Raw genomic sequence first — 25,122 nt, forward strand, 5'->3', positions numbered from 1 at the left:
AAATATCACCTAATACCTTTATCTGTTAAGCATATACAGGTATTTGCTCAGATAAATAAATGTTACTCATCTGCAGTAATATTTTACCTGATTACCGGGTTAGCCTTTAAGCAATAAAAGAAAAACAGCACCTACTGGGCAGCAGAACGCACGGCATTCCCGGTTTTTACCTTTAGCGGGGCCGCGGCCAAAATATTACACAACTGCGTACTAGCCAGTGCAGAATTTTCCGGCGCAATATTTAAAGCGCCAAACAAAGTGAGCCCTAAACAGTTCTTGCGCTGGTACTTACCGGTAAACGTGCTAACCCGTGCCCCAAGCTTGCTCAAAATATTAGCTTATGTTGCTGCTTTTTTAAATGCTTAAATACAAAAGCCTTGACAGAACAGAATAATAATATTTGAAAAAATCGCGGCGAAATGTTAAATTTAGAAGAAATGCACGCAGTAATTCCGCTCAAATAAATATAACACCAAATATTAAAACCAAACCATTATGAGTACGGGCAGCCTGCATATTCTATCCCGATTAGTAACTCATAGTCAGTTTTGGGTTTTGTGCTGCCTTGCTTTTATGGGCTTTCTGCTGCTGTTTTCGGTACCCGGTCAGGCCCAGGAATATTTTAAGTTCGATAAGCCCCGCAAAAAGCTAACGGTTAAGTTTACCCTGCACCGCAACTTAATTATTGTGCCGGTTTACCTGAATGATGAAGGTCCCTTTAATTTTGTGCTGGATACGGGCGTAGGTAACGGCATTATTACTGACCCTAGTTTGCTGCAAACCCTGGCGCTTAAAAAAGGAAAAGAAATTAAAATTACCGGGGCCGGCAGCGACCAGGCCGATCTGAAAGCTTATATTATCTCGAATATTAAAGTTAAAATATCGGATGTATCGGCGCCCAACCTGGCCCTAACTATTCTGTCGGAAGATGTGTTTAACCTTTCTTCTTACGTGGGCATGCCCATTTACGGCATTTTAGGGTACCAGTTTTTCAACAGCTTTGTGGTACGGGTAAATTTTAACGAAACCCATTTAACCCTTTATCCGCCCCAAAATTTTACCTACAAAAAGCGGGATGGCGTGCGCATACCTTTTGAGCTCGACGACCAAAAGCCCTATATCTACGCCCAGGTTACCATGAACGACTTTAGCCGGGTAAATGCCCGTATGATTGTGGATACCGGCGCCGGACACGCTATTTCGCTGGAACAAGGCTCGCACCCCGCCATACAATTACCCGAGCCGGCGCTCCGTACCCAATTGGGTACCGGCTTAAGTGGCGCCATTAGAGGTTATTTGGGGCGGGTCCGCAGTTTCGAAATAAATAAATATAAAATGAACAATGTGCTTACTTCTTTTCCGGACCACCTGGATGTAGGCGCGAAAGTAGTAACTAAAATTGAGCGCAACGGCAACGTGGGCAACGAAATATTAAAGCGTTTTAACGTAATTATAGATTATTACCGCAGTTCGCTTACCTTAAAACCCAACAATTTTTACCGCGATCCCTTTGAGCACGACATGTGCGGCATTGAAATAATGGCCATAGGCGAAAGTTATAACCGCTACATAATTAGTAAAGTAGAACCGGGCTCGCCGGCCGCCGAGGCCGATTTAAAAGTTAACGACGAATTATTATTTATTAATTCAGCCTCAGCCCACGCCTTAACCATCTCGCAGATAGACAAGCTGCTGCATACCCGCGATAACTTTCGCCTGCTGATTATTTTACGCCGCGAAGGAAATTTAATTTACCGGTTTGTAACGCTAAAAAAGCGGATTTAAAGATTTATTTCGGTTTATTTATAATAATGGCTTCCGGGATTTATCAAAGAGGAATTTCAATTTTAAGCTAATATAAAATTCGTCCCTGATTACTGAGTAATTTTTTACTGCTCATACGCTGCCCATGGAAACGGATTGGTGGTACAATCAACCATAGCCAGGTATAAGGCCGGTAGAACCAACAAAATATACCCCATATTACCCAGCCGTGATTGGAGAGAATAATTAGTCTCTTGAATAGTTTAAATATCTAGAAATTATAATATGTTTATAACTACTTAAATTAAATTTATAAAAACGCACCTGGTAGAATAAACGCACCACAGGAGATAAAATATAAGGTATTTATAACCAATATTTTAACCATAAACTACCACCTGTTGTTAAAGGCGATATAAACGCCAGTGGTGCGTTTACATAATAGTTATAAGCTATTTTAAAATGACACCAAGAAATCTAAACTAAATAATTCAAGAATGTGAAGATGGGAAACTAAAATTTAATTTAGGTGAAGTTAGAGCATTGTAGGGAAGAATTAAAGATGTCAGTTTTACTAACCACTTGCATATTATATCCGCTAACAATAAGCTAATTGAGACGAATAAATTAGCTCAGATAATTTTAAATTCAACTAATTAAACTTTATGAGACATCCAGTAAAATTTACTTTTCTAGGCTTTTATTTTAATTCGCTAGTTGATTCTGGCGAATTTTTAGATATAAAAGAAACACACAGCAAAATACAAAACAAAGAATTATTTAATTGGCTAAAGGCAAAGTATTCTGACAGATTAGATATTAGCCTTTTTAACAAAGAACAGTTAAACGAAATTGAAGACTTTTTTGAAAGTTTATCTATTGCAACAGATGAAAAGAGAAAAATGGGTATTGAGAAAAATGGTCTATGCCTTTTAGTTGCTTACTGCATTGAAGCTGCGCAACGTGAAGAAAAAGACTTAAGATAAAACATCTAATAACCACCGCTAATCGCCATTTCACGGTAAAATGAAACACCATTTTCCATAACTTCGTTTTGGTTCGGCAGAGAGATTTCTCTCCGGAAGGCCGCGACGACGTTTAGCGGCCTCACGTTAGCACAAACTATAAATTATTCCAATACTAATTAAATTTCGAAAGATATGGACGAATTGGAAGATTCAGAATTAAGATATAAGAAGTTTAAAGAATATGGAAGGAATCAGTTCATTAAGAACGAGTTTAATGAATTGGAAAAAATAACAGATAAATGGGGTTTCATAAGACAGATGTATATGGAAATGATTCCTCAAATAATGGAAAAAGCTCAACTTGATATTTCCGTACCTATAAGTCCATACTTTCTTGATTGGGGTACTCATTTTTCTCCAATAGAATTTAATGCATGGATATCTATAAGAGCTATAAGAATAGCACTATATCCTCAGTTTCCACTTTTTAACTATTTCATAGATTTTGCTAACCCATACTTACGAATTGGTTTGGAGCTTGATGGGAAAGATTATCATGATGAGGAAAAGGATAAAATAAGAGATGAATTACTTTACAAGTTTGGATGGAAAATATTTAGAGTTAAAGGTAAAGAGACCAATACAGAGTTTAAGGACATTTATGAGATTGAGACTGATTTCTCTGACTTCCAAGACGAGGAACAAAGATATGAAAGTCTCTCTAACTGGCTATTAAATAGCTGTGATGGAGTAATTAACGCATTAAGGATCGTATATTTTGAGAAAGAGCATAGAGATGAAACAATATGGTCCTTAGCAATACAAACATTACAAAGCCATAATTTGGTAGGTTTCTCAATAATTGATAATGAAGAATAGCATGTGCTTACCAGGTATATACTTTATGCTTCGGCTGAAAGCCTTGCACATCGTATATACCAGCTCATAGGCTGCAAGCTGAAAAAACTAATTACCAGTGAGAACAATAAAATTTCATAAAACAGATTGCGGCGTAGACTTTTTGCTAAATGTATTGCCATCAGATGAAGTCAGGGCAAGTTACCTGACTGATGAAACCTTTAATACAGATTATTTTGAAATTGTATTTATTAAATCGGCAAGCGGTTCCGTTACTATCAATCAACAAAACTTTACAGTTAAAGACAATTCCATTGTTTTCATTTCTCCCTTTCAAAAAAGAAGATGGAATTTAAGTGAGAAGGGTTTAGCGTTCACACTCCTTGTTTTTCAGGAAGATTTTCTTAACGATTTTTTTGCTGATAAACTTTTCACCTATCGCCTTTTATATTTTTACCAATTAGAGTATTCATTATTAATGGAGATCGATAAAAATTCAATAGAAAGGTATTGTGACCAACTAACCGAAATTAAAACAGAACTTACAACTACAAAACCAGACAGCGTCCATATTATTCGCTCTCTATTATATTACCTGTTACAAAAATTAAATCGCCAGTACACGCAAAACCACAATTTATCCATAGAAAGCACCGGCAACAATTATGCTTTTCAATTTAAAAAGCTGCTTGAGCTACATATAAAAGAAAAACAACGCATTAAAGATTATGCAGATTTACTAAACATCAGCCGAATTACATTAAATAAAGCGGTGAAGGCTCAATTTAACGTTACTGCGAATAATATTTTAAAGCAGCGTTTGTTATTTGAAATCAAAAATTTACTAATTCACTCAAACCAGTCAATAAGTGAAATAGCCTATTTTTTAAACTTTTCTGAACCTAACCATTTAATGCGGTTTTTCAAGTCTCAAACCGGAAAAACAACCAGAGAATTTTTGGACGATTATCAAAATGGTATCACTACATAACAAGTTGGTATCCTAATTTCAACGCTTTCTCCTGACCTTTGTATCAAACATTAAAATTCAAAATTATGAGTAAAGCATTAATTATAATCGATATTCAAAAGGATTATTTCAAAGGTGGAGCAATGGAGCTGCATAATCCGGTTGAGGCAAGTGAAAATGCAAAACAGGTACTGGAAAAATTCAGAAATAATAATGAGATAGTAATCCACATCCAACACCTTGCAGCAGCCCCGGAAATTGGCTTTTTCTTACCAAACACACAAGGCGCTGAAATTCATGAAAATGTAAAGCCAAAAGAAGGCGAAAAGGTTATAACTAAATACACGCCAAACGCTTTTCTAAACACCGATCTTTTGGAATACTTGCAAGCCAATAATATTACTGAATTAATATTTACAGGAATGATGACTCAAATGTGTATTGATGCAACAGTAAGAGCTGCAAAAGATTATGGTTTTGAATGTACAGTAATTGGAGACGCCTGTGCCACAAGAGATTTGAAGATAAATGGAAACCAGATAAAAGCAAAGGATGTGCACAACGCATTTTTAGCTGGTTTGAGCTTTTACTATGCCCAAATTAAAAGCACTAACGAATATCTTGCAGCGTAATAGAATAAAGCCAACAGCTAACAACGCATAAAGGCAATAGCGGTTTAAGTAAAAACTTGAACCGCTATTGCTTTTTCGTCTGTATCTTACCACCTGAAAATTTCGGCCAACAAAATCCGGTATTGCATTTATAATAAATGTTAGGTTGCATTTAAGAAAACAAAAGAGAAACTTGATTAACCTTCCGTTTATAGTCGGCGATAAACAGATTGGCTGGGAAAAATGCATCTGCCACAAACCTGGTGCAAATAAAAGTTTATTTCTTAAGCAGGTGTTTAATTTTATAATACACATCGGGTAAGGCATAAATTTTAGTCAACTCCTCCCAGGTGCGGCCCTGGCCTTCGTGGGCATCTATGAGTACCTCGCTTTCCTGAATATACAACAGCATTTCTTCTAATATTCCTTTGTTTACCAGTATTTGCTCTTCCAAAGAAGCATCTTCTTCTAAATGTTCTGCCATGTATGTTACCAAGCTTTAGTAAATGCCTTTTATTAAATTATTTTATGGGTGTAGTTAACTTACGTAGTTGCTTTCGGCACCAATATTTTACGCTTCGCCCATCATTAAGCCTTCTATGGAGTGAGCCTGAAATATGGGTTCCAGTTCATCAACCAAGCGGTAAGTTAGGTGCTGCTGCAAACTTTGGGGCAGTTTCTCGAAATAAGCCCGCGTAATTTGCAAGTCGTGCCGCTCGGCATTGTTAGCGCCCGGTGCATCTACGCCCAGCACCAAAGTTGGCCGCATTTTATCTGAATAATTGGCCGTACCCCGGTGAATGGTCAGCGCCGACCGCGCGGAAATATCGCCTATTCTGGGCATTTTACGTTGCGCCCGTTCTTCATATCGGGGGTAGCTTTCTTTAGGCGGAAACATTTCGTGTTCGAAACCAACCGGTAAATCCCACTGCGTACCGGGAGCCACTTCAAAAGGCCCCATGTCTTCATAAACATCTACGGTAGTAAGGTTAAAAGCCAGGGAATTTAACCGGCGGCCGGTAATGGTATCTGCGGGAGCGGGAAAATCGCGGTGCCAGGGCTGATGGACGGCCCCCGGATTGGGAATATCGAAACCTATTTCTACAATTTTATAAGCTGGGCCCAGTACAGCTTCGCAAACGGCCGTTACCCACGGGTGGGTGGCCAAATCTACAAACCCCCTAATATCTTCCGGATGAATTTCTACATAATGCCGCTTGGGTCCCCGCCCTACCGCCCCACCCGGCCGGTTCAAAGCTTCCTGGTACAAAAGCCGGATATCTTCATCGAGTTGCTGCACCCATTCGGGGCTGAAAGCGCCTTTCAGGCCAATAATTCCATCGCCGTACAAACCGCCCATTATTGTTGCTACATCGTAAGTAGTGGCTTGGCTGGTTCTGTTTACTTCTGCTTCAATCATGCTGCTAAACATTCTGTTAACTGGCTATTTAAATATAAGCTACGCTTAACTATAAGGTTAAAAGCTACCATATGCTATTTTTAACGCGGTTGGTAACCTTATGTTGCGGCGGGCAAGCCTTGCCACTAACCTTAAACAAACGTAAATACGCTTCTTTTTGCTTATAATAGCCGCACAATTATTAGTTGGCATTAATGTTAAACAGGCATCATGAACACAAAATCACTACCAGGTTGGACAACTAAAGTTGAGGAAGTTGCAAATGGTGTCTTTAAAATTAAGCTTACTAAAAATTTTGGGCGAAAAGCCGAAATAGTTGATAATGCAACAGACGAAACAATTGACAAGACCTTAAGTTATGCGTTTGACATAGAAAGAAGTGTTTCAAGCAATTGGAATAAATTTCTTTTCGAATTTTGTTTATTACGACTAACAGGCAAAACGATTACAAAAGAATCTTACTACGACAAGGATTTTGATTCATGGCTTATAGAAGTTGGAAACAAACGACTTTTATATCTTGGTAAAGAATCTTGGTTGGTATCACAGACCCAAGATGACAATGAATGGTTTGACAACTATATAATCAAGGATAGTGAAATAACTTACGAAACTGTTTCACTGTTTCTCAAACACATGACATAAATACTATCGCTTTTCCGTAATAACAAACAAATAAAAATAAAACCCGCCCACCTTACTTTCCGGTTAGCCGCCGAATAATCTTACTTTTGTATAATTTGTATAACCATCTGTTGCTGCTTATTTATCTTGAAAAAACTATTACTATTCATTTTTCTAATTTACCTGGTTCGTTATGTATCGGCCCAAACGGTGGCGCCAACCGCTATCATTACCGATTCTGTAACCCATAAACAAAACAGTTGGGAAAGCCAACCAGGCAACGGCCATAAATGGCTCGCGGGCGGACTAGCGCTGGCCGGCATGAGCGGTTCTTTGTTGTACTTAACGCATACAACAAATTACCAATATGGCAGTAATTTTAAAACAGTAAACGATGCGGCGAATTGGTTGCAGTTGGATAAAGCTGAACACGTATTTATGGCTTACCGCACCGCCCGGCTTTTAACCAGTTTAGGAACAAGGGCCGGTATTACGCCCCAAAAAGCGGTAATGATGGGCAGCGCCGGCAGTTTACTGTTTGTAACCACCAAAGAATTCTTAGATGGGCGCAATGCTATTCCGGGCGTAGGCTGGAGTTGGCTGGATATGGGCGCCAATGCTACGGGTATAATATTCTTTGCTGCGCAGGAATTAACCTGGCAGGACCAAAAAGTAAAAATTAAGTTTTCGGCCCTGCCCACCCAGTACGAGTCTGCTTTAAATACCAGAGCCGATATTTTGTTTGGCGAAAGCATGCCCGAACGTATTATGAAGGACCATAATGCCCAAACTTACTGGCTTAGTTTTAACCTAAATGCCTTTGGCGCTCCCTCCCAAATACCGCCCTGGCTTAATCTGGCCGTAGGGTACGGCGCCAATAACATGTTTGGCCCGGTTAATAATGTAGCATACGCCAACGGGCAAGTAGTTTTTGACCGGACCGACCTACAGCGCTACCGGCAATGGTATATTTCGCCGGATATTGATTTGAAAAAAATTAAAACCAACAGCCCGGTCCTTAAAACGCTATTAACTGCTTTAAATATTATTAAAGTACCCTTGCCCACTTTAGAATACGCCAACCAAAAATTAAAAGGACACTGGCTGCATTTTTAAACGCAGTAGCATAATTTATTTTAACTGAATGCTAAGTACCAAAAATACTAACCAACTTAAACAAAGCCCGGCTATTTACGTATAATTTTAGCAGAAATCTAAATTATTTAGCAAATAGAAAATATTATGAAAGTTAAAATAAATGAAAAGCCTTTTTTACCAGATGGCAGGTACGTGGTAGAAATTACCGAAGTTGAAGAAGGTAAAAGCGAAAATAAAGACATTCCGTTTATTAACCTGCGCCTCGAAAACGAAGAAGGCTTTATAAACCAACGGTTTTATTTAAGCGAGCCGGGGCAACCCATTCTGGCGGGTTTCCTGAAAGCCGTTGGCATATCCGGCAACGAATTTGATACCAAGGAATTAAAAGGTAGATTTTTATCGGTGGAAGTAGAAGAACGGACGTACGAAGATGCCGAAGGTAAAGAAAAAACCATTAAGCAGGCCACCGGGTTTCAGCCGGCTGGCAAAGCCCAAACCTCTGACCGATTTTAAATAATTATAAAAAACAAAAAAGGAGCATTTGCTCCTTTTTATTTTTTTCAGCCGCTTAATATTCTTCAGGGTAAAGGTAATTGGCTATAAAAAAACCAGGCTTTCTGAATTATGTAAGTTTTTAATAAGATTTTATAACTTGATTAAATCAGAATACCATATTTTTGTATCGTAAATATTAAGTAATATATTTTCGTAAAATTAAAACGGTTCTTACCGGACTAAAATAAAACCTTAGTCGTTATTATAGGCAATGAAGGCATTTCAAAAATTTATTCAACTAAGCTTAATTCTGGTCATTACCCTGACCACGATGGGCTTTCGGGTAAATACAGAAGAATGCCGCGGCCACGCAACCAAAACCATTACTTTCTTTGGAGAACCTGGCTGCTGCTGCGAAAATGAAAGTAAAACAGCTCAACCTAAAGAAAATACCTGCAACGAACTAACCTGTGTTGTTCAGGCCAGCTTACAAAGTCAGCTAAATCTTAATTCAGCCACTCAAAGTGCCGCTAAAGCTTTAAAGGCAGTTCCGGTTTACCCAACTTTTACCCAAGTTATTCGCCCTGTTCTTCAGGAAAAAACACCTTATTTTACTCTGCCTCCTCCCCGTTCGGGTAAAACTATCGGCATTTTATACCAAACATTCCTTATTTAATTTTTTTTCTTCTTTTACAGCAAGCCCCATCTGTGGCATTGCGCCCCAAGCCTATTTTCTGGTTCTATTAAATTATTAGCAATAGCTTACCTGCTGCTGCCTTTACCGGTTATTTATTTAAATATATTTCCGGTAATATTTACCTGATTGTGCCCAACAGGTTCAGCTATTAGCATCACAGAAATTCCGGCTGCGGTTACCTTAACACAATTATTTATTATGCTGTTGCCAGAAAATAGCTGGACTCCGGTATGCCGCTTGCTGGCGCAGTTTATACCGGCTAGTTAACTCATTATTTAAATATTTTAAAAATATATAAACACGTAAATTCATGAAAACTAATTTATTATATTCGGCCATCTTCGCTTTTGGTTTAACAATTTTTACCTCTTGCGGAATCGAACAAAAAGAAACAACCGAAACGACCAACACCGAAGTAAACCAGGAACAAGCTGCCCTTTACACCTGCCCCATGCACCCCGAGGTAACCAGCGATAAGCCCGGCAAATGCCCCGAATGCAAAATGAACCTGGAAAAAGTAGCCGATGCCGGCCACACAGATCACGAAGGTCACTCGCATTAATTTACATCAAGCTTGCCATTGCTGTCCCTGCCAAAACCGGCAGGGACAACTAAAAATCTAAGCAAATAATGATTAGAAAATTAATTTCTATATCGCTCCGAAACCGGGTAATTGTATTACTCATCGCCGCTGCGTTGTTTGGCTGGGGAATATATTCGGTTAGTACCAATAAAGTAGATGCCATACCGGACCTTTCGGAGAACCAGGTAATTGTGTTTACGGAGTGGATGGGCCGGAGCCCGCAGATTATTGAAGACCAGGTAACTTACCCCTTGGTAACCAATTTGCAGGGCATGCCGCAGGTAAAATATGTACGCGGTACCTCTATGTTCGGGATGAGCTTTATTTACGTAATATTCGAGGACGACACCGATGTTTACTGGGCCCGCGAACGGGTACTGGAACGCCTGAACTACGCCAACCGCTTGTTACCCGAAGGGGCCATTCCTACTTTGGGCCCCGATGGCACCGGCGTTGGGCATATATTATGGTATACCCTGGAGGCACCGGGCATGGATTTGGGCGAACAACGCGCTATTCAGGATTGGTACGTAAAATTTTCGTTGCAAAATGTAAAAGGTGTTAGCGAAATCGCGTCTTTCGGCGGCTTCCAGAAACAATACCAGATTACCCTCGACCCTAATAAATTAACTTATTTTAACCTGTCGGTGCCGCAAATAATTAATTCGGTGCGCAGCAATAACAACGAGAGCGGCGGCCGCAAGTTTGAGCTAAGCGATATTGGCTATATTATTAAAACCACCGGCTACTTAAAATCTACTGCTGAAATAGAAAATATTCCGGTAGTTACGCAAAACACCATTCCGATCCGGATTAAAGATGTGGCTACTGTGCAAATGACCGGTGAAAGCCGCCTGGGAATATTTGACTTAAACGGCGAAGGGGAAGCGGTGGGCGGCATTGTAGTGATGCGCTACGGCGAAAATGCCGCTGAAGTAATCCAAAACGTGAAAACCAAAATGGAGGAAGTTTCGGCTGGCTTGCCCAAAGGCGTAAAGTTTAATATTGTCTACGACCGCAGTGGCCTGATTAAAGAATCAGTGGATTCGGTGCAAACTACTTTGGTAGAAGAAATGGTAGTGGCATCGGTGGTAGTATTTATTTTCCTGTTTCACTGGCGCAGCGCCTTGGTTATTATTATTCAGTTACCGCTATCGGTTTGCATCGGCTTTATTCTACTTAATGCCTTCGATATTTCCTCAAATATTATGTCTTTAACCGGTATTGCCCTGTCCGTGGGGGTAATTGTAGACGACGCCATTGTAATGGTAGAAAATGCCTACCGCCATTTAGCAGATGCCCAAAATACCGCTAGCCATGAATAAAGAACAACGCTTAAACATTATTGAAAAAGCGGCGAACCAGGTTGGCCCGAGTGTGTTCTGGAGCACCATTATTGTTATTACGTCTTTCTTGCCGGTGTTTTTGTTGTCCGGCCAGGAAGGCCGTTTGTTTAGCCCCTTGGCCTGGACCAAAACATTTATATTAATAGTAGACGCGTTGGTGGCCATAACCTTAACGCCGGTATTAATTTCGTTTTTTATTAAAGGCAAGCTTAAACCCGAAAGCAGCAACCCTTTAAACCGGGGCTTGGAACGGGTGTACGGACCGTTGCTGCGGACCTGCCTGAAATGGCGCAAAACAACTATTGGATTGAATATTTTGGCTTTGGCTATTAGTATTCCGATGCTTTTACGGATGGGAACCGAGTTTATGCCGCCACTGGACGAAAGCTCTATCTTATTTATGCCTATTACTTTGCCCGATATTTCCAATGCCGAAGCCAAACGCATTTTACAGGTGCAGGATAAAATAATTATGTCGGTGCCCGAAGTAGCGCAGGTTTTGGGCAAAGCCGGTAGGGCCAGTACCGCCACCGATAACTCGCCCATCAGCATGATCGAAACCATTATTTTGCTGAAGCCTGAATCAGAATGGCGGGCCGGCCTGACCAAAGCCGGTATAATCCAGGAATTGGATGGCAAGCTGCAGATTCCGGGCGTGATTAACGGCTGGACTCAACCCATTATTAACCGCATTAATATGCTGGCTACGGGCATCCGGACCGATGTAGGCGTGAAAGTATACGGGCAGCAACTCGACACCATTGCAGCCGTTTCGGAAAAAGTTAGAGCCGCTTTGGGTAATGTGCCCGGCGTAAACGACTTGTATATTGAGCCGGTAACCGGCGGACGTTACTTAGAAATAGATACCCGAAGAGAAGATTTAGGACGTTACGGACTTTCTATAAACGATGTAAACGCCATTGTAGAATCGGCGCTGGGCGGTACCCCTATTGGCAACACCATCGAAGGGCGGCAACGTTTTTCGATTAATGTACGCCTGGCCCAGGAATACCGCAACAGCTTGGATCGCATCCGGCGCATTCCTATTGCTACGGGCACCGCCGGTACTATTCCGCTTTCGGCGGTAGCTAATGTACAGTTTGTAGATGGCCCCCCCATGATTACTTCCGAAAATGCCCAGTTGCGCGGAGCCGTGTTATTTAATGTCCGGGACCGGGATTTGGGCAGCACCGTGCAGGAAGCTATTCAGAAGCTAAATTCTACTTTAACCGACTTACCGAACGGGTACCGCCTGGAGTGGAGCGGCCAATGGGAAAACCAGGTACGCGCCAATCAAACGCTTAAAATTATTATTCCGCTGGTACTAATCATTATTTTTCTGATTCTGTATTTCTCTTTCGGTTCGTTTAAAGAGGCGCTGCTAAATTTAATAACCATTCCGTTTGCTTTGGTGGGCGGAGTATTTATTGTGTACTTCTACGGCATTAATTTATCGGTAGCGGTAGCCGTGGGCTTTATTGCTTTGTTTGGTTTGGCGGTAGAAACAGCCATGGTAATGGTAGTTTACCTGAACGAAGCTATGAGCGATTTAGTCCGGCAAAAAGGAAACTCACGCGAAACCATCAGCAAAGCCGATATTCGGGAATATGTTTTTAGAGGGGCTGTAAAACGGCTGCGGCCCAAAATCATGACGGTTTCGGTTTCACTATTCGGGCTAATTCCGGTGCTGTGGGCAACCGGTGTGGGTACCGATGTAATGCTCCCGATTGTTTTGCCCATGATTGGCGGGGTATTTACTTCGTCTATCCACATTTTACTCGTAACCCCGGTAATTTTTGAAATGACCAAAGAATACGAGTTAAAAAAACACGGTAAACTCGATATCTATGATGTTAAGCACTAAAGTTAAATACTCCGAAAATATTGCCAAACACCTTAATAGCACCTTTCAGGGAGGACGAGGCAGCCTTACAATAATAAATAACAGCTTATCGAAAGTCTTCTATTTATTAATTCTTCTTGGCCTGGGTTCAGGATTTCAAGTGCAGGCCCAAACCCAAACCAAGCCCCGGGTTTTAACCCTCGATAGCGTGTTGCTCTACATTCATCATTACAATTTAATGCTGCAGGAGCACGATTTAGAAACGCTGGCAACTAAAACTTATGCCGAAGGTGCTAAAAGCTGGATGGCTCCCATGGTAGGCGGCGGCGTTTTTATGGCACCATATCCGGGTCAAAACGTAATGGATAGCCGCGATAAAGGTTCTGTTATGTTTTCGGCCCAACAAGATATTCCGAACCCGGCTAAGTTAAAGGCAAAAGAAAAATACCTGCAATCGAAAGCGGCCATTGAAGAAGAATCGCATGAGGTTATGTATAACCAGTTTCGGGCGCAAGCCAAAGCCGCTTATTACGGGTGGGTGGTGCAGGAAAAGAAAAAAGCCGTGCTGCAAGAAAACCGCCGCATTATGGAATTTATGCTGAAACTGGCCAAAGTACGCTATCCGCTTAACCAGGGCAGTCTGGGCAATATTTACAAAGCCGAAGCCCGCTTGCACGAAGTAGAAAACATGTTGCTGATGGCCGAGAACGAAATCCAGATGAAAAATATTCAGTTAAACATGCTGATGAGCTTTCCGCCAACTACCCGCTTTGTTATTGACACGCTGGTAAAAATGCCGGAAGCGGCCCTGTTGCCTGATACAGCTACGCTAACCACCTTCCGCAGCGACGTACGGCAACTGGATCGCACCATAGAATCGATGCGCCTGAACTTAAAACTGGAAAACCTGGAGCGTAAGCCGGATTTTAGTTTGCGTTTCGATCACATGACACCGCGGGCAGGCATGATGCCCCAGCAGTTTACCGCCATGGGCATGATTTCCATCCCGATTGCGCCCTGGTCGGCTAGAATGTACAAGGCCAACAGCAAAGCCATGAACCTGGAAATACAAGCCATGCAACGCGGCCGGCTTAACTTGCTGAACGAAGCCCAAAGTATGCTAAGCAACATGGCCCTGGAACTAAATACCAAAAGAACCCAGGTTACGAATTACCAAAGCAAAATATTACCGGCCCTCAAAAAAAATTACCAGACCACGCTATTGCGCTACGAGCAAAATACGGCCCAGTTGCCCGAAGTGGTAGATGCCTGGGAAGCCCTGAACATGGCCCAAATGGAATTCCTGAACAACCTGGAGCAACTCTACCTGATTGGTGTTAATTATGAAAAAGAACTTGAGAAATAAAATATTACTGTTGCTGGTTTTATGGCTGCCGCTCTTTTTTACGGGTTGCCAGAATAACCACAACCATACGGCTGCCGAAGCTGGTACCACTTATACCTGCCCCATGCATCCGCAAATTATTAAGAACGAACCGGGCTCCTGCCCTATTTGCAACATGGATTTGGTTCCAATACAGCCGCATGATACCAAAGCCGTTCCGATTGCCACCGACTTAAAGTATTTGCTTCAGCCTACAAACCAAACCATTATTGCAAATATTAAAACCGTAACGCCCATTACCAAAGCTGTAGAAAGCGAGATAACCTTACCGGGCATAATTACTTACGATACCCGTCGGCAATATTCAATTCCGGCCCGGTTTGGCGGCCGCATCGAGCGATTGCTGGTGCAATATAATTACCAGCCGGTGCGTAAAGGCCAGAAGCTTTTCGAAATTTACAGTCCGGAGTTGGTAACGGCCCAGCAGGAGTTAATTTACCTTTTGCAAAACGATGCCCAAAACACCGAATTAATCCGGGGGGCTAAGCAAAAATTAAAATACCTGGGCGTTACCGATTCCCAAATAAATCAAATCAGCAAACAGCAAAAAGCCAGTTATACTTTCCCGGTTTACAGCCCTTATAATGGTTACGTGGTAGATCCTGCAATAACCGCAGCACCAACCGCAGTTGCACCCGCTACCAGTACCGGCTCAGGTACTGGCGGCAGCAATATGGACGGGATGGGCAGCGGCGTAGCGGGCAATTCCACAACTTCCGCTACAGTCAATCCGGCGGCTACGCCGGCTGCGGGTTTTTCTATTCGGGAAGGCATGTACGTAAATACCGGCCAGACTTTATTAAGCGTAATAAACGCCGAAGAAGTTTGGGCTGAATTTAATGTGGGTTCTACAGAAGCTGCTAACCTGAAAAAAGGAACCCCAATAACGCTTATATTTAACCAAACTGCGGCTAAGCCCATTAATACACAGGTACACTTAATACAGCCCTTTTATGCCGCCGGCGAAAGTTTTGCCAAAGTACGTGCATTGTTGCCCGGTGCCAATAAAGCCGCTTTGGTGGGCCAATTAATTACGGGTAAAATAGCTTACGCGACCGGAACTGCCCTGTGGGTTCCCAAAGCGGCAGTTCTGGATTTAGGAAATACTGCCGTTGTTTTCCGGAAGATAGATGGCGCTTTTCAGCCTACCAGTATTACCGTAGGCCAGCGCACCGATGATTTAATAGAGGTGCAAACCGGCCTGGAAGCCACCACCCAAATTGCCGGAAACGCCCAGTTCCTGGTTGATAGCGAAAGCTTTATTCGGGTAGCCGAAAACCAATAATATTTGTTTTAAAGAGGCTTTTACTTAAAACTTAAATGAAATATTTAATTTATATTTTTCTGGCTTTAACCTTTCTTTTCACATCCGTATCGTGCCAGGAAAACCACCAGCATGCGGTTACTGCAAACGGTACCACTTATACCTGCCCCATGCATCCGCAAATAATTAAAAACGAGCCGGGTTCCTGCCCTGTTTGCAACATGGATCTGGTACCGGTTAGTCAATCAAAAGCATCGGCCAGCGAAGCAGCCTTAATGTTAAGCGATAACCAGATTTTATTGGGCAATATTACCACCCAACCGGTTCAAACCGGGCAAGCAGCCCGCAATATTGTACTTACTGGTCGGTTGGTTCCCGACGAAACCCAGGTAGATTTAATCAGCAGCCGGGCTGCCGGCCGCATCGAAAAGTTGTATGTAAAAGAAACCGGGGTGCCCATCCGGAAAGGCCAGCCACTATACGATTTGTACAGCGAAAACTTATTAACCCTGGAACAGGAATATTTACTAACGCTGGAACAAAACAAAGCACTTGGGCAGGAAGAAACCCGCTATGCCTCCTTTTTAGAAGCTGCCCGAAAGAAATTATTACTTTTTGGTTTAACGGAATCGCAAATCCAAAATTTATCCCGGGCCGGGCGGCCGGATGCCCGTATTACTTTTCTGGCTCCCCGCTCGGGCATTGTTACCGAAATAGCTGCTGCCGAAGGCATTTACGTGCCCGAAGGCGGTTTGCTTTACCGGTTAACCAACCTGAACAAAATCTGGGTAGAAGCCGAATTGTATGCCGGAGAAGCCGCCACCGTAAAACCCGGCGATTTAATCCAAATTTCGGTAGCAGGCGTTGCGCCGGTAAAAGCGCGGGTAGCCTTTGTAAACCCGGAGTTTCGGCAAAACAGCCAGGTGGTATTATTACGGGCCGAAATGCTTAATACCCAAGGAAATTTATTACCCGGTATGCCAGCCACCGTTTCGTTACTTAATACTTCTGAAAAACAGCTTTTATTACCGCAAGAAGCTATTATCCGGACCCAGGAAGGCGCACACGTTTGGGTAAAAACCGGCAAAAACACGTTTAGCCCGCGCCTGGTTAGCACCGGCGAATCCGGAACCAATAATATTGCCATCAAAAGCGGATTGAGTGCCGGCGATACGGTGGTGGTAACCGGGGCTTATTTACTTTACAGCGAATACGTTCTAAAAAACGGCAATGTTCTTATGGCTTCGCACCAACACTAAAAGCTTAAATCCGTAATTGTTGCCGGTTGGCTTGTTCTTCTGTATAAATACGCTACGTATTTACCACATATATTTTAGCTAAGCTGGTAAAGAACTAGCTTATGTAAATATTATTCTGAATATATTAGGCGGACTAACCCCGCGGGAAAGAAATATCAGGTTTGCTGAGGCGAAAGGCCAGTAATACCAAAAAATATTTTTAGCCGGGATAAATATTACTTTAAATTATTTTAAAGCAGGTTTTAATATTCTAAAACAATCGTCTTTTTATGTCAGAATACAACAAATGGTATCATCCTTATGGTATAAACCCCAAGTACACCGAACGCGTGGCTTACTTTAGCATGGAATTCGGGATTCACCAGGCCCTGAAAATATACTCCGGCGGCTTGGGTTACCTGGCGGGTTCGCACATGCGCAGTGCCTACGATTTGCGCCAGAACATGATTGGCATAGGTATGCTCTGGAAATTTGGTTATTACGACCAGGTACGCAACGACGACCAAACCATGCGGGCTCAGTTTTCCGATAAATATTATACCTTCCTGGAAGATCCCGGCATTACGGTGTCAATAATTATTCATGGCAATACGGTTTGGGTAAAAGCCTTTGTATTAAAGCCCGAAACCTTTGGCACGGTACCGGTATATTTACTTACCACCGATATTCCGGAAAACGATTACCTGAGCCAAACCATTTCGCACATGCTCTACGACCACGATACCGCTGCGCGTATTGCGCAAAGTATGGTACTGGGCCTTGGCGGGGCCAAAGTAGTGGAAGCCCTGGGCGGCGCGGCCCGTTACCACATGAACGAGGCCCACGCCCTGCCGCTGGCTTTTCATTTGTACGAAAAAAACCACAACCTCGAAGAAGTTAAAGAGCGCCTGGTATTTACCACGCATACGCCCGAAAAAGCCGGTAACGAGGAGCACGACATTATGCTGTTAAATAAAATGACCTTTTTTAACGGCTTACACCTGGATGAAGTAAGATTTATTACCGGCATGCACGACCAGATGTTTAGCCATACTTTAGCGGCTTTGCGCTTGGCGCGCGTGGCAAACGGTGTGTCGCAATTACACGGCGAAGTAGCGCGGGAAATGTGGAGCGAAAACGAAGGTATTTGCGAAATAAAAGCCATAACCAATGCCCAAAATGTGCCATTCTGGCGCGATGACGCGTTGTATAGTGCCTTTGAACAAAACAACGACGAAGCATTGGTGCAGCGCAAATCCGAAATGAAGAAACCGCTCTTTGAGGTAGTGGCCGACCAAACCGGTAAATTATTCCGGACCGATGTACTAACCATTGTGTGGGCCCGCCGGTTTGCCGCTTACAAACGCGCCGATTTACTGCTCCGGGACCTGCACCATTTCTTTAACTTAATAAACCGTGAAGGGCAACCCGTGCAAGTAATCTGGGCTGGCAAACCTTATCCATTCGATCAAGGTGCAATTGAGGTGTTTAATAAACTTGTAAAACTATCATACAAAATAAATAACTTCGCGGTGTTAACCGGCTACGAAATAGAGCTTTCGCGCAAATTAAAACACGGTGCCGATATCTGGCTAAATACGCCCCGCCGGCCCCGCGAAGCATCGGGTACCAGCGGCATGACCGCCGCTATGAACGGCGCCATAAATTTTACGGTACAAGACGGCTGGATTCCGGAATTTGGCCGCCACGGCGAAAACAGCTTCCTATTCCCGATTGTAGATACTTCATTACCCGATTACGAGCAGGACGAGCAGGATTATACCAACATGATGCGCATTCTGGAAGAAGAAATTATTCCGGCTTACTACCAGGATCGCAAAAAATGGGTAAAAATAATGAAGCAGAGCATGCAAGATGTAACCCCTATGTTTGGTGCCGACCGCATGGCCGACGAATATTACAAGCAGCTTTACCAGGAATAATTTGCTTTGGTTTAACCCAGGAAATTATTAATTAAAGATTTACCCTAACAATTTTGCAAAGTATAAGTGGCTTTGATTTTTGTTAGGGTAATTTTTTGGTATACCAGTTTGCCGGGAGTCTCCTGTATTCTGTAATATTTGTAAGGGTTTAATTAAGATATTCCTGAATATTTCATAACAAAATTTATTCCCGAATCAGGTTACCAAAGCAGCTAATGTCGGGGGGGCTGCCGGCTACGTACACCACATCGCCGCGTTCTAAAGTGGTATCGGCATCTATGTTATGAATTATTTGTCCGTCGCGGTAAATACCAACGATGGTAATATTAAAACGCCGCCGAATATTTGCTTCCCGCAAAGGCAAATTAATTATGCCATCGTCTCGGGAAAAAATTTTATAACTAGCTACTTCAAAATCGGGCAGGTCAATTTCAAAGTTTCCGAAGGGGTGATTGCGGTTGGCGCGGGTGCGGAGCATCTGGTAATTACTGGCCCGAATGCTGTTGGTAAACGCTTCTATCTGGTCGCGGGGCATCAGGTACTTAGCCAATACCCGGGTAAATATTTCGATAGAGGTTTCAAATTCTTCCGGCACCACTTCGTCAGCGCCTAAGCGGTAATTTTCTTCCATTTCCAACACAAAAAGGGTACGCACAATTACATGCACTTTATCGGTTAGCTGCCTGACGCTAATTATAATTCGCTTAGTGGCTACGGGATCAGAAACCGCAACTACCACCACCCGGGCTTTGTGAATATTTACGTGGTGCAAAATCATACTGTGCACGGCATCGCCGTAAACAATGGGCTCCCCTAATTGCCTTTCCCGTCTCACCGTAGTAGCATCCAGCTCCACAATGGCGTAAGGTATGCCGGCATACTTGGCCGCTTTAGCTACGTAACGCCCGTTAATGCCAAACCCAATAATTACAACGTGGTCACTCAGGTGGTGCAGCGGATCGTTATCGCCATCATGGTCAGGCGTATGCTGGTTCAGGTGCGGCCGGGCACCAAGTAACTGGCTTATGCCGGAGGCAAGTGGCTGGTATTTATTAATAACAAAAGGTGTGAAAGCCATAGTTAACAACGATACCGATAAAAAGTACTGGTAAACTTCCGGACTCAGCAAACCATTATTTATACCGGTTTTAGATAAAATAAAAGCAAATTCCCCTACCTGAAAAATAGCTAACCCTACCATAAGCGAAGTTCGCAAAGGGTACTGCAATATTTTGGCGGCAATGGTAGCCACCGCCGCTTTTACCAACATAATTAATAAGGTTAGCCCCAGAATATACGGTAGATGCTGCATCATAAAAGTGGCATCCAGCAGCATGCCAATCGACACGAAGAAAAAGCTGCTGAAAATTTCCCGGAACGGAATAATATTGCTGGTAGCCTGGTGGCTATACTCCGATTCCGAAATAATTAGGCCGGCCATAAAAGCACCCAGCGCCAGAGATAAACCTAACCTGGACGTGAGCCAGGCTACTGCAAAGCAAATAACCACTACGCTTAAAATAAATAATTCCCGGCTTTTGGTTTGGGCCACTTGGTAAAGCAACCAGGGTACAAGGTATCGGGCACTCAGTAATACAAAAACAATTACAAAAGCGCCTTTAACTAACATAAACAGCAGCGCCTGGGCAATATTTTGGGAACCACCAGCCATTAGTGGCGTTACCAGCATCATAGGCACAACAATAATGTCCTGAAAAATTAAAATTGCCAGCACAGTTTTACCGTGCGGGCTATTAATCTCACCTTTATCTTGCAGCAGTTTTAACACAATGGCAGTGCTGCTTAACGAAAACAAAAAACCAATAAATACGGCCTGCGGCAAAGCCATACCCGCCAGATTCAGCAGCAATGCCACTAAAATAATGGTCAGGAAAACCTGTACGGCGCCGCCCAGAAAAACCGTTCGTTTTATTAACGACAGGCTCTTGAGCGAGAACTCCATACCAATAATAAACAGCAGCAGTATTACCCCAATTTCGGCTAAAACTTCAATTTGGTGCGTATCCGGAACAATGCGAAAACCATGCGGACCCGTTATAACCCCGGTTGCCAGAAAACCCAGAATCGTTGGAAACCGGAACCGCTGAAACAGCATAATTACAACAACCGCCAGTCCTAATATAATGACTACATCGGTAAGCATGGGAATTTCCATTTGCCGGGAATATTTTTATAATTACCTATAAACTAGCACTTAATCAAAAATACTTAAACCATTAATTCCTATTCCGGAATTGGTAATATTATACCGGACCCATCAGGAAAGAAAAGATTGTAATTAGTTGAAAAGCGAGAAATATTGCTTGCTGTTTTCTCCGGAATAACCGAAGTTGGCGGCAGCAATTAACAATGAATAAAATATTGCCAATAATTAATTAAATACCGAAATAACAGTACCAAAACACCTTAAAACTGCTTGCAGGAATATTTAAATGTATACTTTTTCCCGGTAGCTTATTTCGGTTATACTTAATAAATATTGGCCTAAAAACCCGAAGGTTAAGGGTACAAAAACTGCTGGTAAAGAAAGCATTAAATTTTATTATTTGTATTTAACGCTGCATTATTTCGATAATTAAAAACAAATAAAATCGCATTAATAAACTAGCCAGCGATAAATATATTTACCCGAAGCCGGCAACTTGCAACCAGTTGGCCCGGAAATTACTCTATCTAAAAAATTGTAACTGATAGCCACAATATTTCATGAACGACAAAGTAAAAATTAGTAAAACCGAAATTCTTTCGGATAATTGGTATACGCTCCGGAAAGTAACTTTTGATTATTTACAAAAAGATGGTTCGTGGCAAACCCAGAGTCGCGAAGCTTACGACCGGGGCAATGGTGCCACCATTTTGCTTTACAACAAAGCCCAGAAAACAATAATCTTAACCCGCCAATTCCGGTTACCTACTTTTGTAAACGGCAACCCCACGGGCATGCTGATAGAAGCTTGTGCGGGTTTGCTGGATAAAAACAACCCGGAGGATTGCATTAAAAAAGAAACCGAAGAAGAAACCGGTTATAAAATATCGCATGTGCAAAAAATATATGAAGCGTACATGTCGCCGGGTTCGGTAACCGAGATTGTATATTTTTTTGTAGCCGAATATTCCAAAGAAATGCAGGTAAACAGCGGTGGCGGCTTAGCCGAAGAACAGGAAAATATTGAAGTGCTGGAACTGGATTTTGAAACAGCTTATCACCAAATTTCAACCGGCGAGATTAAAGACGGCAAAACCATTATGCTGCTGCAATATGCCAAAATCAATAATTTATTATGCTAACCGAAAATAATCCTTTGCTTATTCTGGTAGCCGGTCCTTACCGTTCCGGCACCAACGATGATCCGATCTTAATTCAGCGGAACGTAGATTTAATGCACGAAACCGCTTTAGCTGTTTACCGGGCCGGTCATTTGCCGGTTCTGGGCGAGTGGTTTGCCTTGCCGCTCATTCATACGGCTGGTTCTCAAGTAATGGGCGACTCTATCTGGAACGAATTATTTCATCCGGTTGCCATCCGGTTAATACATAAATGTGATGCTATTTTACGGGTAGGTGGCCCCTCGGGCGGCGCCGACGAAATGGTAAGAATTGGTAAGGAAAAAGGCAAAAGAATATTATACAACCTCAGCGAGATTTAAAGTTAGTTCAAGGTACTCACACTTGTCATTCAGGAGGAACCTATTTGGTTACTTGTTAAATAGGTTCCTCCTGAATGATAAGAATGGGCTTCTTAGACCAAAAAAACTGTTTACAAAGAAGTTTTGCGTAACAGCAGTTTGCAATATTTTTTAATTAGTTAATTTAGTAATAGGTGTCAGCATTACTTTCCGAAATTCAACTTCGGCACCTTCGGCTTGTAGGGCAATTTGTCCCTGGCTTACGGTAGCGTCGTAACCATGATTCACCATATCGTTGTTTACCCAAACTTTAACGGCGTTGCCCAGGCAATCGATGGTCATAGAATTCCACTCGCCCAGCGGTTTTTCCGAGCCATCGGTTAAGTTGGGAATGCGACGCAGCTTGTCGCCGTTAACGCCCCATTTTTCTTTCGGACCGCGGCGTTTTTCCATATCCGGTACTACAATATCTTCCTGAATACACCAAAAATCGCCGGCATTCTGGTGCATCATTTGTACTTCTATCGATTTCGGAAACATCTCGTACAAAGCCCGGGGTGTAGAAGCATGCACCAGTGCCCCACAGTTGCCCGGTTTACCCGCAAAGCGATATTCTATTTCGAGGCGATAATTCTGGTAACTGGCATCGGTAATTAAATGGCCGCCCGGCGTACCCAAACTTACCAACATACCATTGCGCACCAGAAAAGGGCTTTTTACTTCTGGGTTGTTATCCATTCTGGGCACATCGGCATGCCAGCCGGTTAAATCTTTGCCGTTAAAAAGGCTTTTGGCTTTTGATTTCTGCAATACAGGCAAAGCCGTTGGATTTACACGCGTAGAACCCCAAAACGACAGCAAACCGGCAGTCAGGCAAAACAGAAAAGTAAGTTTATACATAAATATTAACCTTGAGTTATTTAATTAAATGAAAGCTGTTTTGAACTTATACTCCTAAATATTAGAAGCAAATCTGTGCTGCTGGCCGCTTACTTTTTCTTCTTTATGCGCGAACGCATTACCAATAAAAAAATAAGAATCAGCGCAATAATAATAGCTGGTTTCATCCGAAATAAATTAAAAAGTTAACGCACCCACTGGCAGAATTACCAAGGTAAAAGAAATTTACTGCATAAGGTAATAAAATATTACTACACTCCTATTTCAGGCAAAAATAAAGGCAGGTAAAAAATAAATTTTAATTCCGAACCAACCAATCGGCCACACCATCCGACTTGGTGTTGAGCTCGCCTAACAAATCCCCCGGTTTTAAACTGATTTATCTAAATCTAAAAAATTCACCTAGCCCTTAAAATTATGAAACAGTTATTTCGCAACAGTTTAAGATTACTGTTACCCGTCCTCCTGCTTTTTACTTGGGTTGCAGCGACGACGATGATGATAACCCCGGTACTACCGAAGAGATTAAGCTGAAAAACAGCTCTACCTTGGGCCAATACCTGGTAGATAAAGATGGGCGCACCCTATATTATTTCTCGAACGATTTTAACGGACAGAATAATTGTGTGGTCAACTGCGAAGCGCTCTGGCCCTACTTTAATGTAGATAATTTAACCGCCGACCAACTGGGCACTGGCCTGGAACTAACCGATTTTGCCACCATTACGGCCGCCAACGGTAAAAAGCAGCTTACCTATAAAACCTGGCCGCTCTATTATTATGCGCCGGCCGTAAATGGCGTAAATACCCTGGAAGCGCCCGGACAAACTACCGGAGAGGGTTTTGATGGTATTTGGTTTGTGGCCAAACCCAATTATTCTATTATGCTGGTAAATGCCCAACTGGTGGGCCACGATGGTAAAACTATAAATCGGATTACACCGAGGCACCGGCAAAACCCTTTACTTTACCGATGGCATGGGTAAAACCTTATATGGTTTTAAAAACGATAAGTTCAATAAAAACAATTATACCAACCAAAATGCCGCCCACGATGCGGTATGGCCCATTTACGAAACCGACCAGATTGTGGTACCTTCTACCCTCGATAAAAATAATTTTGGCAGTATTACCTTATTTGGCAAAAAGCAATTAACCTACAAAGGCTGGCCTTTATATTATTTCGATCAGGATGGCAATACCAGGGGCGCTAACAAAGGCATTAGTTTCCCAAGAGCCGGGGTTTGGCCGGTAGTTAACAAAGATATTGCAGCAGCCCCGCAATAATTAGTTAGATTTAAGAAAAGCTAATTTTTAAAATGAAATAATTACTGTGCTTTAAATAAAATAAAAAAATATCTCCACCAACCCGGTCATTCCGAAAGAATCTTATTGGCTACTTGCTGGTAAGATTCTTTCGGAATGACCGGGTTGTGTAGGGATTCCTT

Annotated in this window: 25 protein-coding genes; 20 read left to right on the forward strand and 5 right to left on the reverse strand. The window is 42.4% G+C overall.

Annotated elements, in window-relative coordinates:
- Nucleotides 1-131: 131 nt before the first annotated feature.
- A complete protein-coding gene (locus F0145_RS14300; protein ID WP_150089096.1) occupies nt 132-329 on the reverse strand; it encodes a hypothetical protein in 198 nt (65 codons plus the stop codon).
- Nucleotides 330-495: 166 nt separating this feature from the next.
- Between F0145_RS14300 and F0145_RS14305 the strand changes: the two genes are divergently transcribed.
- The 5 genes from F0145_RS14305 (at nt 496) to F0145_RS14325 (ending at nt 5,192) form a co-directional block, all read left to right on the forward strand.
- Entirely contained in the window at nt 496-1,785 is a 1,290-nt protein-coding gene (locus F0145_RS14305) for an aspartyl protease family protein (protein WP_150089097.1), read from the forward strand.
- Between the two features lie 644 nt (nt 1,786-2,429).
- On the forward strand, nt 2,430-2,750 hold the full coding sequence (locus F0145_RS14310) for a hypothetical protein (protein WP_150089098.1): 321 nt from the start codon (nt 2,430-2,432) through the stop codon (nt 2,748-2,750).
- A gap of 174 nt (nt 2,751-2,924) precedes the next feature.
- On the forward strand, nt 2,925-3,611 hold the full coding sequence (locus F0145_RS14315) for a DUF559 domain-containing protein (protein WP_150089099.1): 687 nt from the start codon (nt 2,925-2,927) through the stop codon (nt 3,609-3,611).
- A 97-nt stretch (nt 3,612-3,708) separates the two neighbouring features.
- Nucleotides 3,709-4,581, forward strand: coding sequence for a helix-turn-helix domain-containing protein (locus tag F0145_RS14320; RefSeq protein WP_150089100.1), 873 nt, complete (start codon nt 3,709-3,711; stop codon nt 4,579-4,581).
- Between the two features lie 65 nt (nt 4,582-4,646).
- The gene (locus F0145_RS14325) at nt 4,647-5,192 is read left to right on the forward strand and encodes a cysteine hydrolase family protein (RefSeq protein ID WP_150089101.1); all 546 of its coding nucleotides are present in this window, start codon (nt 4,647-4,649) and stop codon (nt 5,190-5,192) included.
- Between the two features lie 256 nt (nt 5,193-5,448).
- Here the strand turns inward: F0145_RS14325 and F0145_RS14330 are convergent, their stop codons facing one another.
- Together F0145_RS14330 and F0145_RS14335 are read right to left on the reverse strand one after the other, a co-directional pair.
- Nucleotides 5,449-5,655: a hypothetical protein gene (locus F0145_RS14330; protein WP_150089102.1), complete on the reverse strand. Its 207-nt coding sequence runs from the start codon at nt 5,653-5,655 to the stop codon at nt 5,449-5,451.
- Nucleotides 5,656-5,742: 87 nt separating this feature from the next.
- On the reverse strand, nt 5,743-6,591 hold the full coding sequence (locus F0145_RS14335; RefSeq protein ID WP_150089103.1) for a phytanoyl-CoA dioxygenase family protein: 849 nt from the start codon (nt 6,589-6,591) through the stop codon (nt 5,743-5,745).
- A 210-nt stretch (nt 6,592-6,801) separates the two neighbouring features.
- Between F0145_RS14335 and F0145_RS14340 the strand changes: the two genes are divergently transcribed.
- The 11 genes from F0145_RS14340 to glgP all read left to right on the forward strand — a co-directional run bounded on the left by F0145_RS14340 (nt 6,802) and on the right by glgP (nt 19,127).
- A complete protein-coding gene (locus tag F0145_RS14340; protein WP_150089104.1) occupies nt 6,802-7,236 on the forward strand; it encodes a hypothetical protein in 435 nt (144 codons plus the stop codon).
- A gap of 126 nt (nt 7,237-7,362) precedes the next feature.
- Nucleotides 7,363-8,331, forward strand: a complete 969-nt coding sequence (locus F0145_RS14345; protein WP_150089105.1) for a DUF2279 domain-containing protein — start codon at nt 7,363-7,365, stop codon at nt 8,329-8,331.
- Nucleotides 8,332-8,457: 126 nt separating this feature from the next.
- On the forward strand, nt 8,458-8,826 hold the full coding sequence (locus F0145_RS14350) for a hypothetical protein (protein ID WP_150089106.1): 369 nt from the start codon (nt 8,458-8,460) through the stop codon (nt 8,824-8,826).
- Between the two features lie 253 nt (nt 8,827-9,079).
- Nucleotides 9,080-9,484 carry a hypothetical protein gene (locus F0145_RS14355; protein WP_150089107.1) on the forward strand — a complete coding sequence of 135 codons (405 nt, stop codon included), beginning with the start codon at nt 9,080-9,082 and terminating at the stop codon, nt 9,482-9,484.
- Between the two features lie 331 nt (nt 9,485-9,815).
- Nucleotides 9,816-10,067, forward strand: a complete 252-nt coding sequence (locus F0145_RS14360; RefSeq protein ID WP_150089108.1) for a heavy metal-binding domain-containing protein — start codon at nt 9,816-9,818, stop codon at nt 10,065-10,067.
- A gap of 68 nt (nt 10,068-10,135) precedes the next feature.
- Nucleotides 10,136-11,413: an efflux RND transporter permease subunit gene (locus F0145_RS26845; protein WP_150089109.1), complete on the forward strand. Its 1,278-nt coding sequence runs from the start codon at nt 10,136-10,138 to the stop codon at nt 11,411-11,413.
- Nucleotides 11,406-13,298, forward strand: coding sequence for an efflux RND transporter permease subunit (locus F0145_RS26850; protein ID WP_150089141.1), 1,893 nt, complete (start codon nt 11,406-11,408; stop codon nt 13,296-13,298). The genes F0145_RS26845 and F0145_RS26850 overlap by 8 nt, the downstream gene beginning before the upstream one ends.
- The gene (locus F0145_RS14375) at nt 13,282-14,643 is read left to right on the forward strand and encodes a TolC family protein (protein WP_150089110.1); all 1,362 of its coding nucleotides are present in this window, start codon (nt 13,282-13,284) and stop codon (nt 14,641-14,643) included. The genes F0145_RS26850 and F0145_RS14375 overlap by 17 nt, the downstream gene beginning before the upstream one ends.
- Nucleotides 14,621-15,967, forward strand: a complete 1,347-nt coding sequence (locus F0145_RS14380; RefSeq protein ID WP_150089111.1) for an efflux RND transporter periplasmic adaptor subunit — start codon at nt 14,621-14,623, stop codon at nt 15,965-15,967. The genes F0145_RS14375 and F0145_RS14380 overlap by 23 nt, the downstream gene beginning before the upstream one ends.
- 35 nt (nt 15,968-16,002) lie before the next feature.
- Nucleotides 16,003-17,205 carry an efflux RND transporter periplasmic adaptor subunit gene (locus tag F0145_RS14385; RefSeq protein WP_150089112.1) on the forward strand — a complete coding sequence of 401 codons (1,203 nt, stop codon included), beginning with the start codon at nt 16,003-16,005 and terminating at the stop codon, nt 17,203-17,205.
- A gap of 269 nt (nt 17,206-17,474) precedes the next feature.
- Nucleotides 17,475-19,127, forward strand: coding sequence for an alpha-glucan family phosphorylase (gene glgP, locus F0145_RS14390; protein WP_150089113.1), 1,653 nt, complete (start codon nt 17,475-17,477; stop codon nt 19,125-19,127).
- Nucleotides 19,128-19,311: 184 nt separating this feature from the next.
- Here glgP and F0145_RS14395 read toward each other — a convergent pair whose 3' ends face one another.
- Nucleotides 19,312-21,303, reverse strand: coding sequence for a monovalent cation:proton antiporter-2 (CPA2) family protein (locus tag F0145_RS14395; protein WP_150089114.1), 1,992 nt, complete (start codon nt 21,301-21,303; stop codon nt 19,312-19,314).
- 551 nt (nt 21,304-21,854) lie between these two features.
- On the opposite strand from F0145_RS14395, the gene nudK reads away from it, so the two are divergent.
- Together nudK and F0145_RS14405 are read left to right on the forward strand one after the other, a co-directional pair.
- Nucleotides 21,855-22,436: a GDP-mannose pyrophosphatase NudK gene (gene nudK, locus F0145_RS14400; RefSeq protein ID WP_150089115.1), complete on the forward strand. Its 582-nt coding sequence runs from the start codon at nt 21,855-21,857 to the stop codon at nt 22,434-22,436.
- Nucleotides 22,430-22,795, forward strand: a complete 366-nt coding sequence (locus F0145_RS14405; RefSeq protein WP_150089116.1) for a DUF4406 domain-containing protein — start codon at nt 22,430-22,432, stop codon at nt 22,793-22,795. The genes nudK and F0145_RS14405 overlap by 7 nt, the downstream gene beginning before the upstream one ends.
- Before the next feature lie 150 nt (nt 22,796-22,945).
- Here F0145_RS14405 and F0145_RS14410 read toward each other — a convergent pair whose 3' ends face one another.
- Entirely contained in the window at nt 22,946-23,674 is a 729-nt protein-coding gene (locus F0145_RS14410) for a 3-keto-disaccharide hydrolase (protein ID WP_150089117.1), read from the reverse strand.
- Between the two features lie 476 nt (nt 23,675-24,150).
- Here F0145_RS14410 and F0145_RS26610 point away from each other — a divergent pair, with 476 nt between their 5' ends.
- Together F0145_RS26610 and F0145_RS26615 are read left to right on the forward strand one after the other, a co-directional pair.
- Nucleotides 24,151-24,660 (forward strand): COG4315 family predicted lipoprotein, encoded by a 510-nt coding sequence (locus tag F0145_RS26610; RefSeq protein WP_223816065.1) that lies wholly within the window; start codon nt 24,151-24,153, stop codon nt 24,658-24,660.
- Complete coding sequence (locus tag F0145_RS26615; protein WP_223816066.1) at nt 24,653-24,961, forward strand: COG4315 family predicted lipoprotein; 309 nt, start codon at nt 24,653-24,655, stop codon at nt 24,959-24,961. Before F0145_RS26610 ends, F0145_RS26615 begins: the two co-directional genes overlap by 8 nt.
- Nucleotides 24,962-25,122 lie beyond the last annotated feature (161 nt).

The organism is Adhaeribacter rhizoryzae (assembly GCF_008629685.1).
Lineage (GTDB): Bacteria > Bacteroidota > Bacteroidia > Cytophagales > Hymenobacteraceae > Adhaeribacter > Adhaeribacter rhizoryzae.

Coding starts and splice junctions, on each gene's coding strand:
- F0145_RS14305 (WP_150089097.1), top strand. CDS start 496: ATGAGTACGGGCAGCCTGCATATTCTATCCCGATTAGTAACTCATAGT.
- F0145_RS14310 (WP_150089098.1), top strand. CDS start 2,430: ATGAGACATCCAGTAAAATTTACTTTTCTAGGCTTTTATTTTAATTCG.
- F0145_RS14315 (WP_150089099.1), top strand. CDS start 2,925: ATGGACGAATTGGAAGATTCAGAATTAAGATATAAGAAGTTTAAAGAA.
- F0145_RS14325 (WP_150089101.1), top strand. CDS start 4,647: ATGAGTAAAGCATTAATTATAATCGATATTCAAAAGGATTATTTCAAA.
- F0145_RS14330 (WP_150089102.1), bottom strand. CDS start 5,655: ATGGCAGAACATTTAGAAGAAGATGCTTCTTTGGAAGAGCAAATACTG.
- F0145_RS14335 (WP_150089103.1), bottom strand. CDS start 6,591: ATGATTGAAGCAGAAGTAAACAGAACCAGCCAAGCCACTACTTACGAT.
- F0145_RS14340 (WP_150089104.1), top strand. CDS start 6,802: ATGAACACAAAATCACTACCAGGTTGGACAACTAAAGTTGAGGAAGTT.
- F0145_RS14350 (WP_150089106.1), top strand. CDS start 8,458: ATGAAAGTTAAAATAAATGAAAAGCCTTTTTTACCAGATGGCAGGTAC.
- F0145_RS14355 (WP_150089107.1), top strand. CDS start 9,080: ATGAAGGCATTTCAAAAATTTATTCAACTAAGCTTAATTCTGGTCATT.
- F0145_RS14360 (WP_150089108.1), top strand. CDS start 9,816: ATGAAAACTAATTTATTATATTCGGCCATCTTCGCTTTTGGTTTAACA.
- F0145_RS26845 (WP_150089109.1), top strand. CDS start 10,136: ATGATTAGAAAATTAATTTCTATATCGCTCCGAAACCGGGTAATTGTA.
- F0145_RS26850 (WP_150089141.1), top strand. CDS start 11,406: ATGAATAAAGAACAACGCTTAAACATTATTGAAAAAGCGGCGAACCAG.
- F0145_RS14375 (WP_150089110.1), top strand. CDS start 13,282: ATGATGTTAAGCACTAAAGTTAAATACTCCGAAAATATTGCCAAACAC.
- F0145_RS14380 (WP_150089111.1), top strand. CDS start 14,621: ATGAAAAAGAACTTGAGAAATAAAATATTACTGTTGCTGGTTTTATGG.
- F0145_RS14385 (WP_150089112.1), top strand. CDS start 16,003: ATGAAATATTTAATTTATATTTTTCTGGCTTTAACCTTTCTTTTCACA.
- glgP (WP_150089113.1), top strand. CDS start 17,475: ATGTCAGAATACAACAAATGGTATCATCCTTATGGTATAAACCCCAAG.
- F0145_RS14395 (WP_150089114.1), bottom strand. CDS start 21,303: ATGGAAATTCCCATGCTTACCGATGTAGTCATTATATTAGGACTGGCG.
- nudK (WP_150089115.1), top strand. CDS start 21,855: ATGAACGACAAAGTAAAAATTAGTAAAACCGAAATTCTTTCGGATAAT.
- F0145_RS14405 (WP_150089116.1), top strand. CDS start 22,430: ATGCTAACCGAAAATAATCCTTTGCTTATTCTGGTAGCCGGTCCTTAC.
- F0145_RS14410 (WP_150089117.1), bottom strand. CDS start 23,674: ATGTATAAACTTACTTTTCTGTTTTGCCTGACTGCCGGTTTGCTGTCG.
- F0145_RS26615 (WP_223816066.1), top strand. CDS start 24,653: ATGGGTAAAACCTTATATGGTTTTAAAAACGATAAGTTCAATAAAAAC.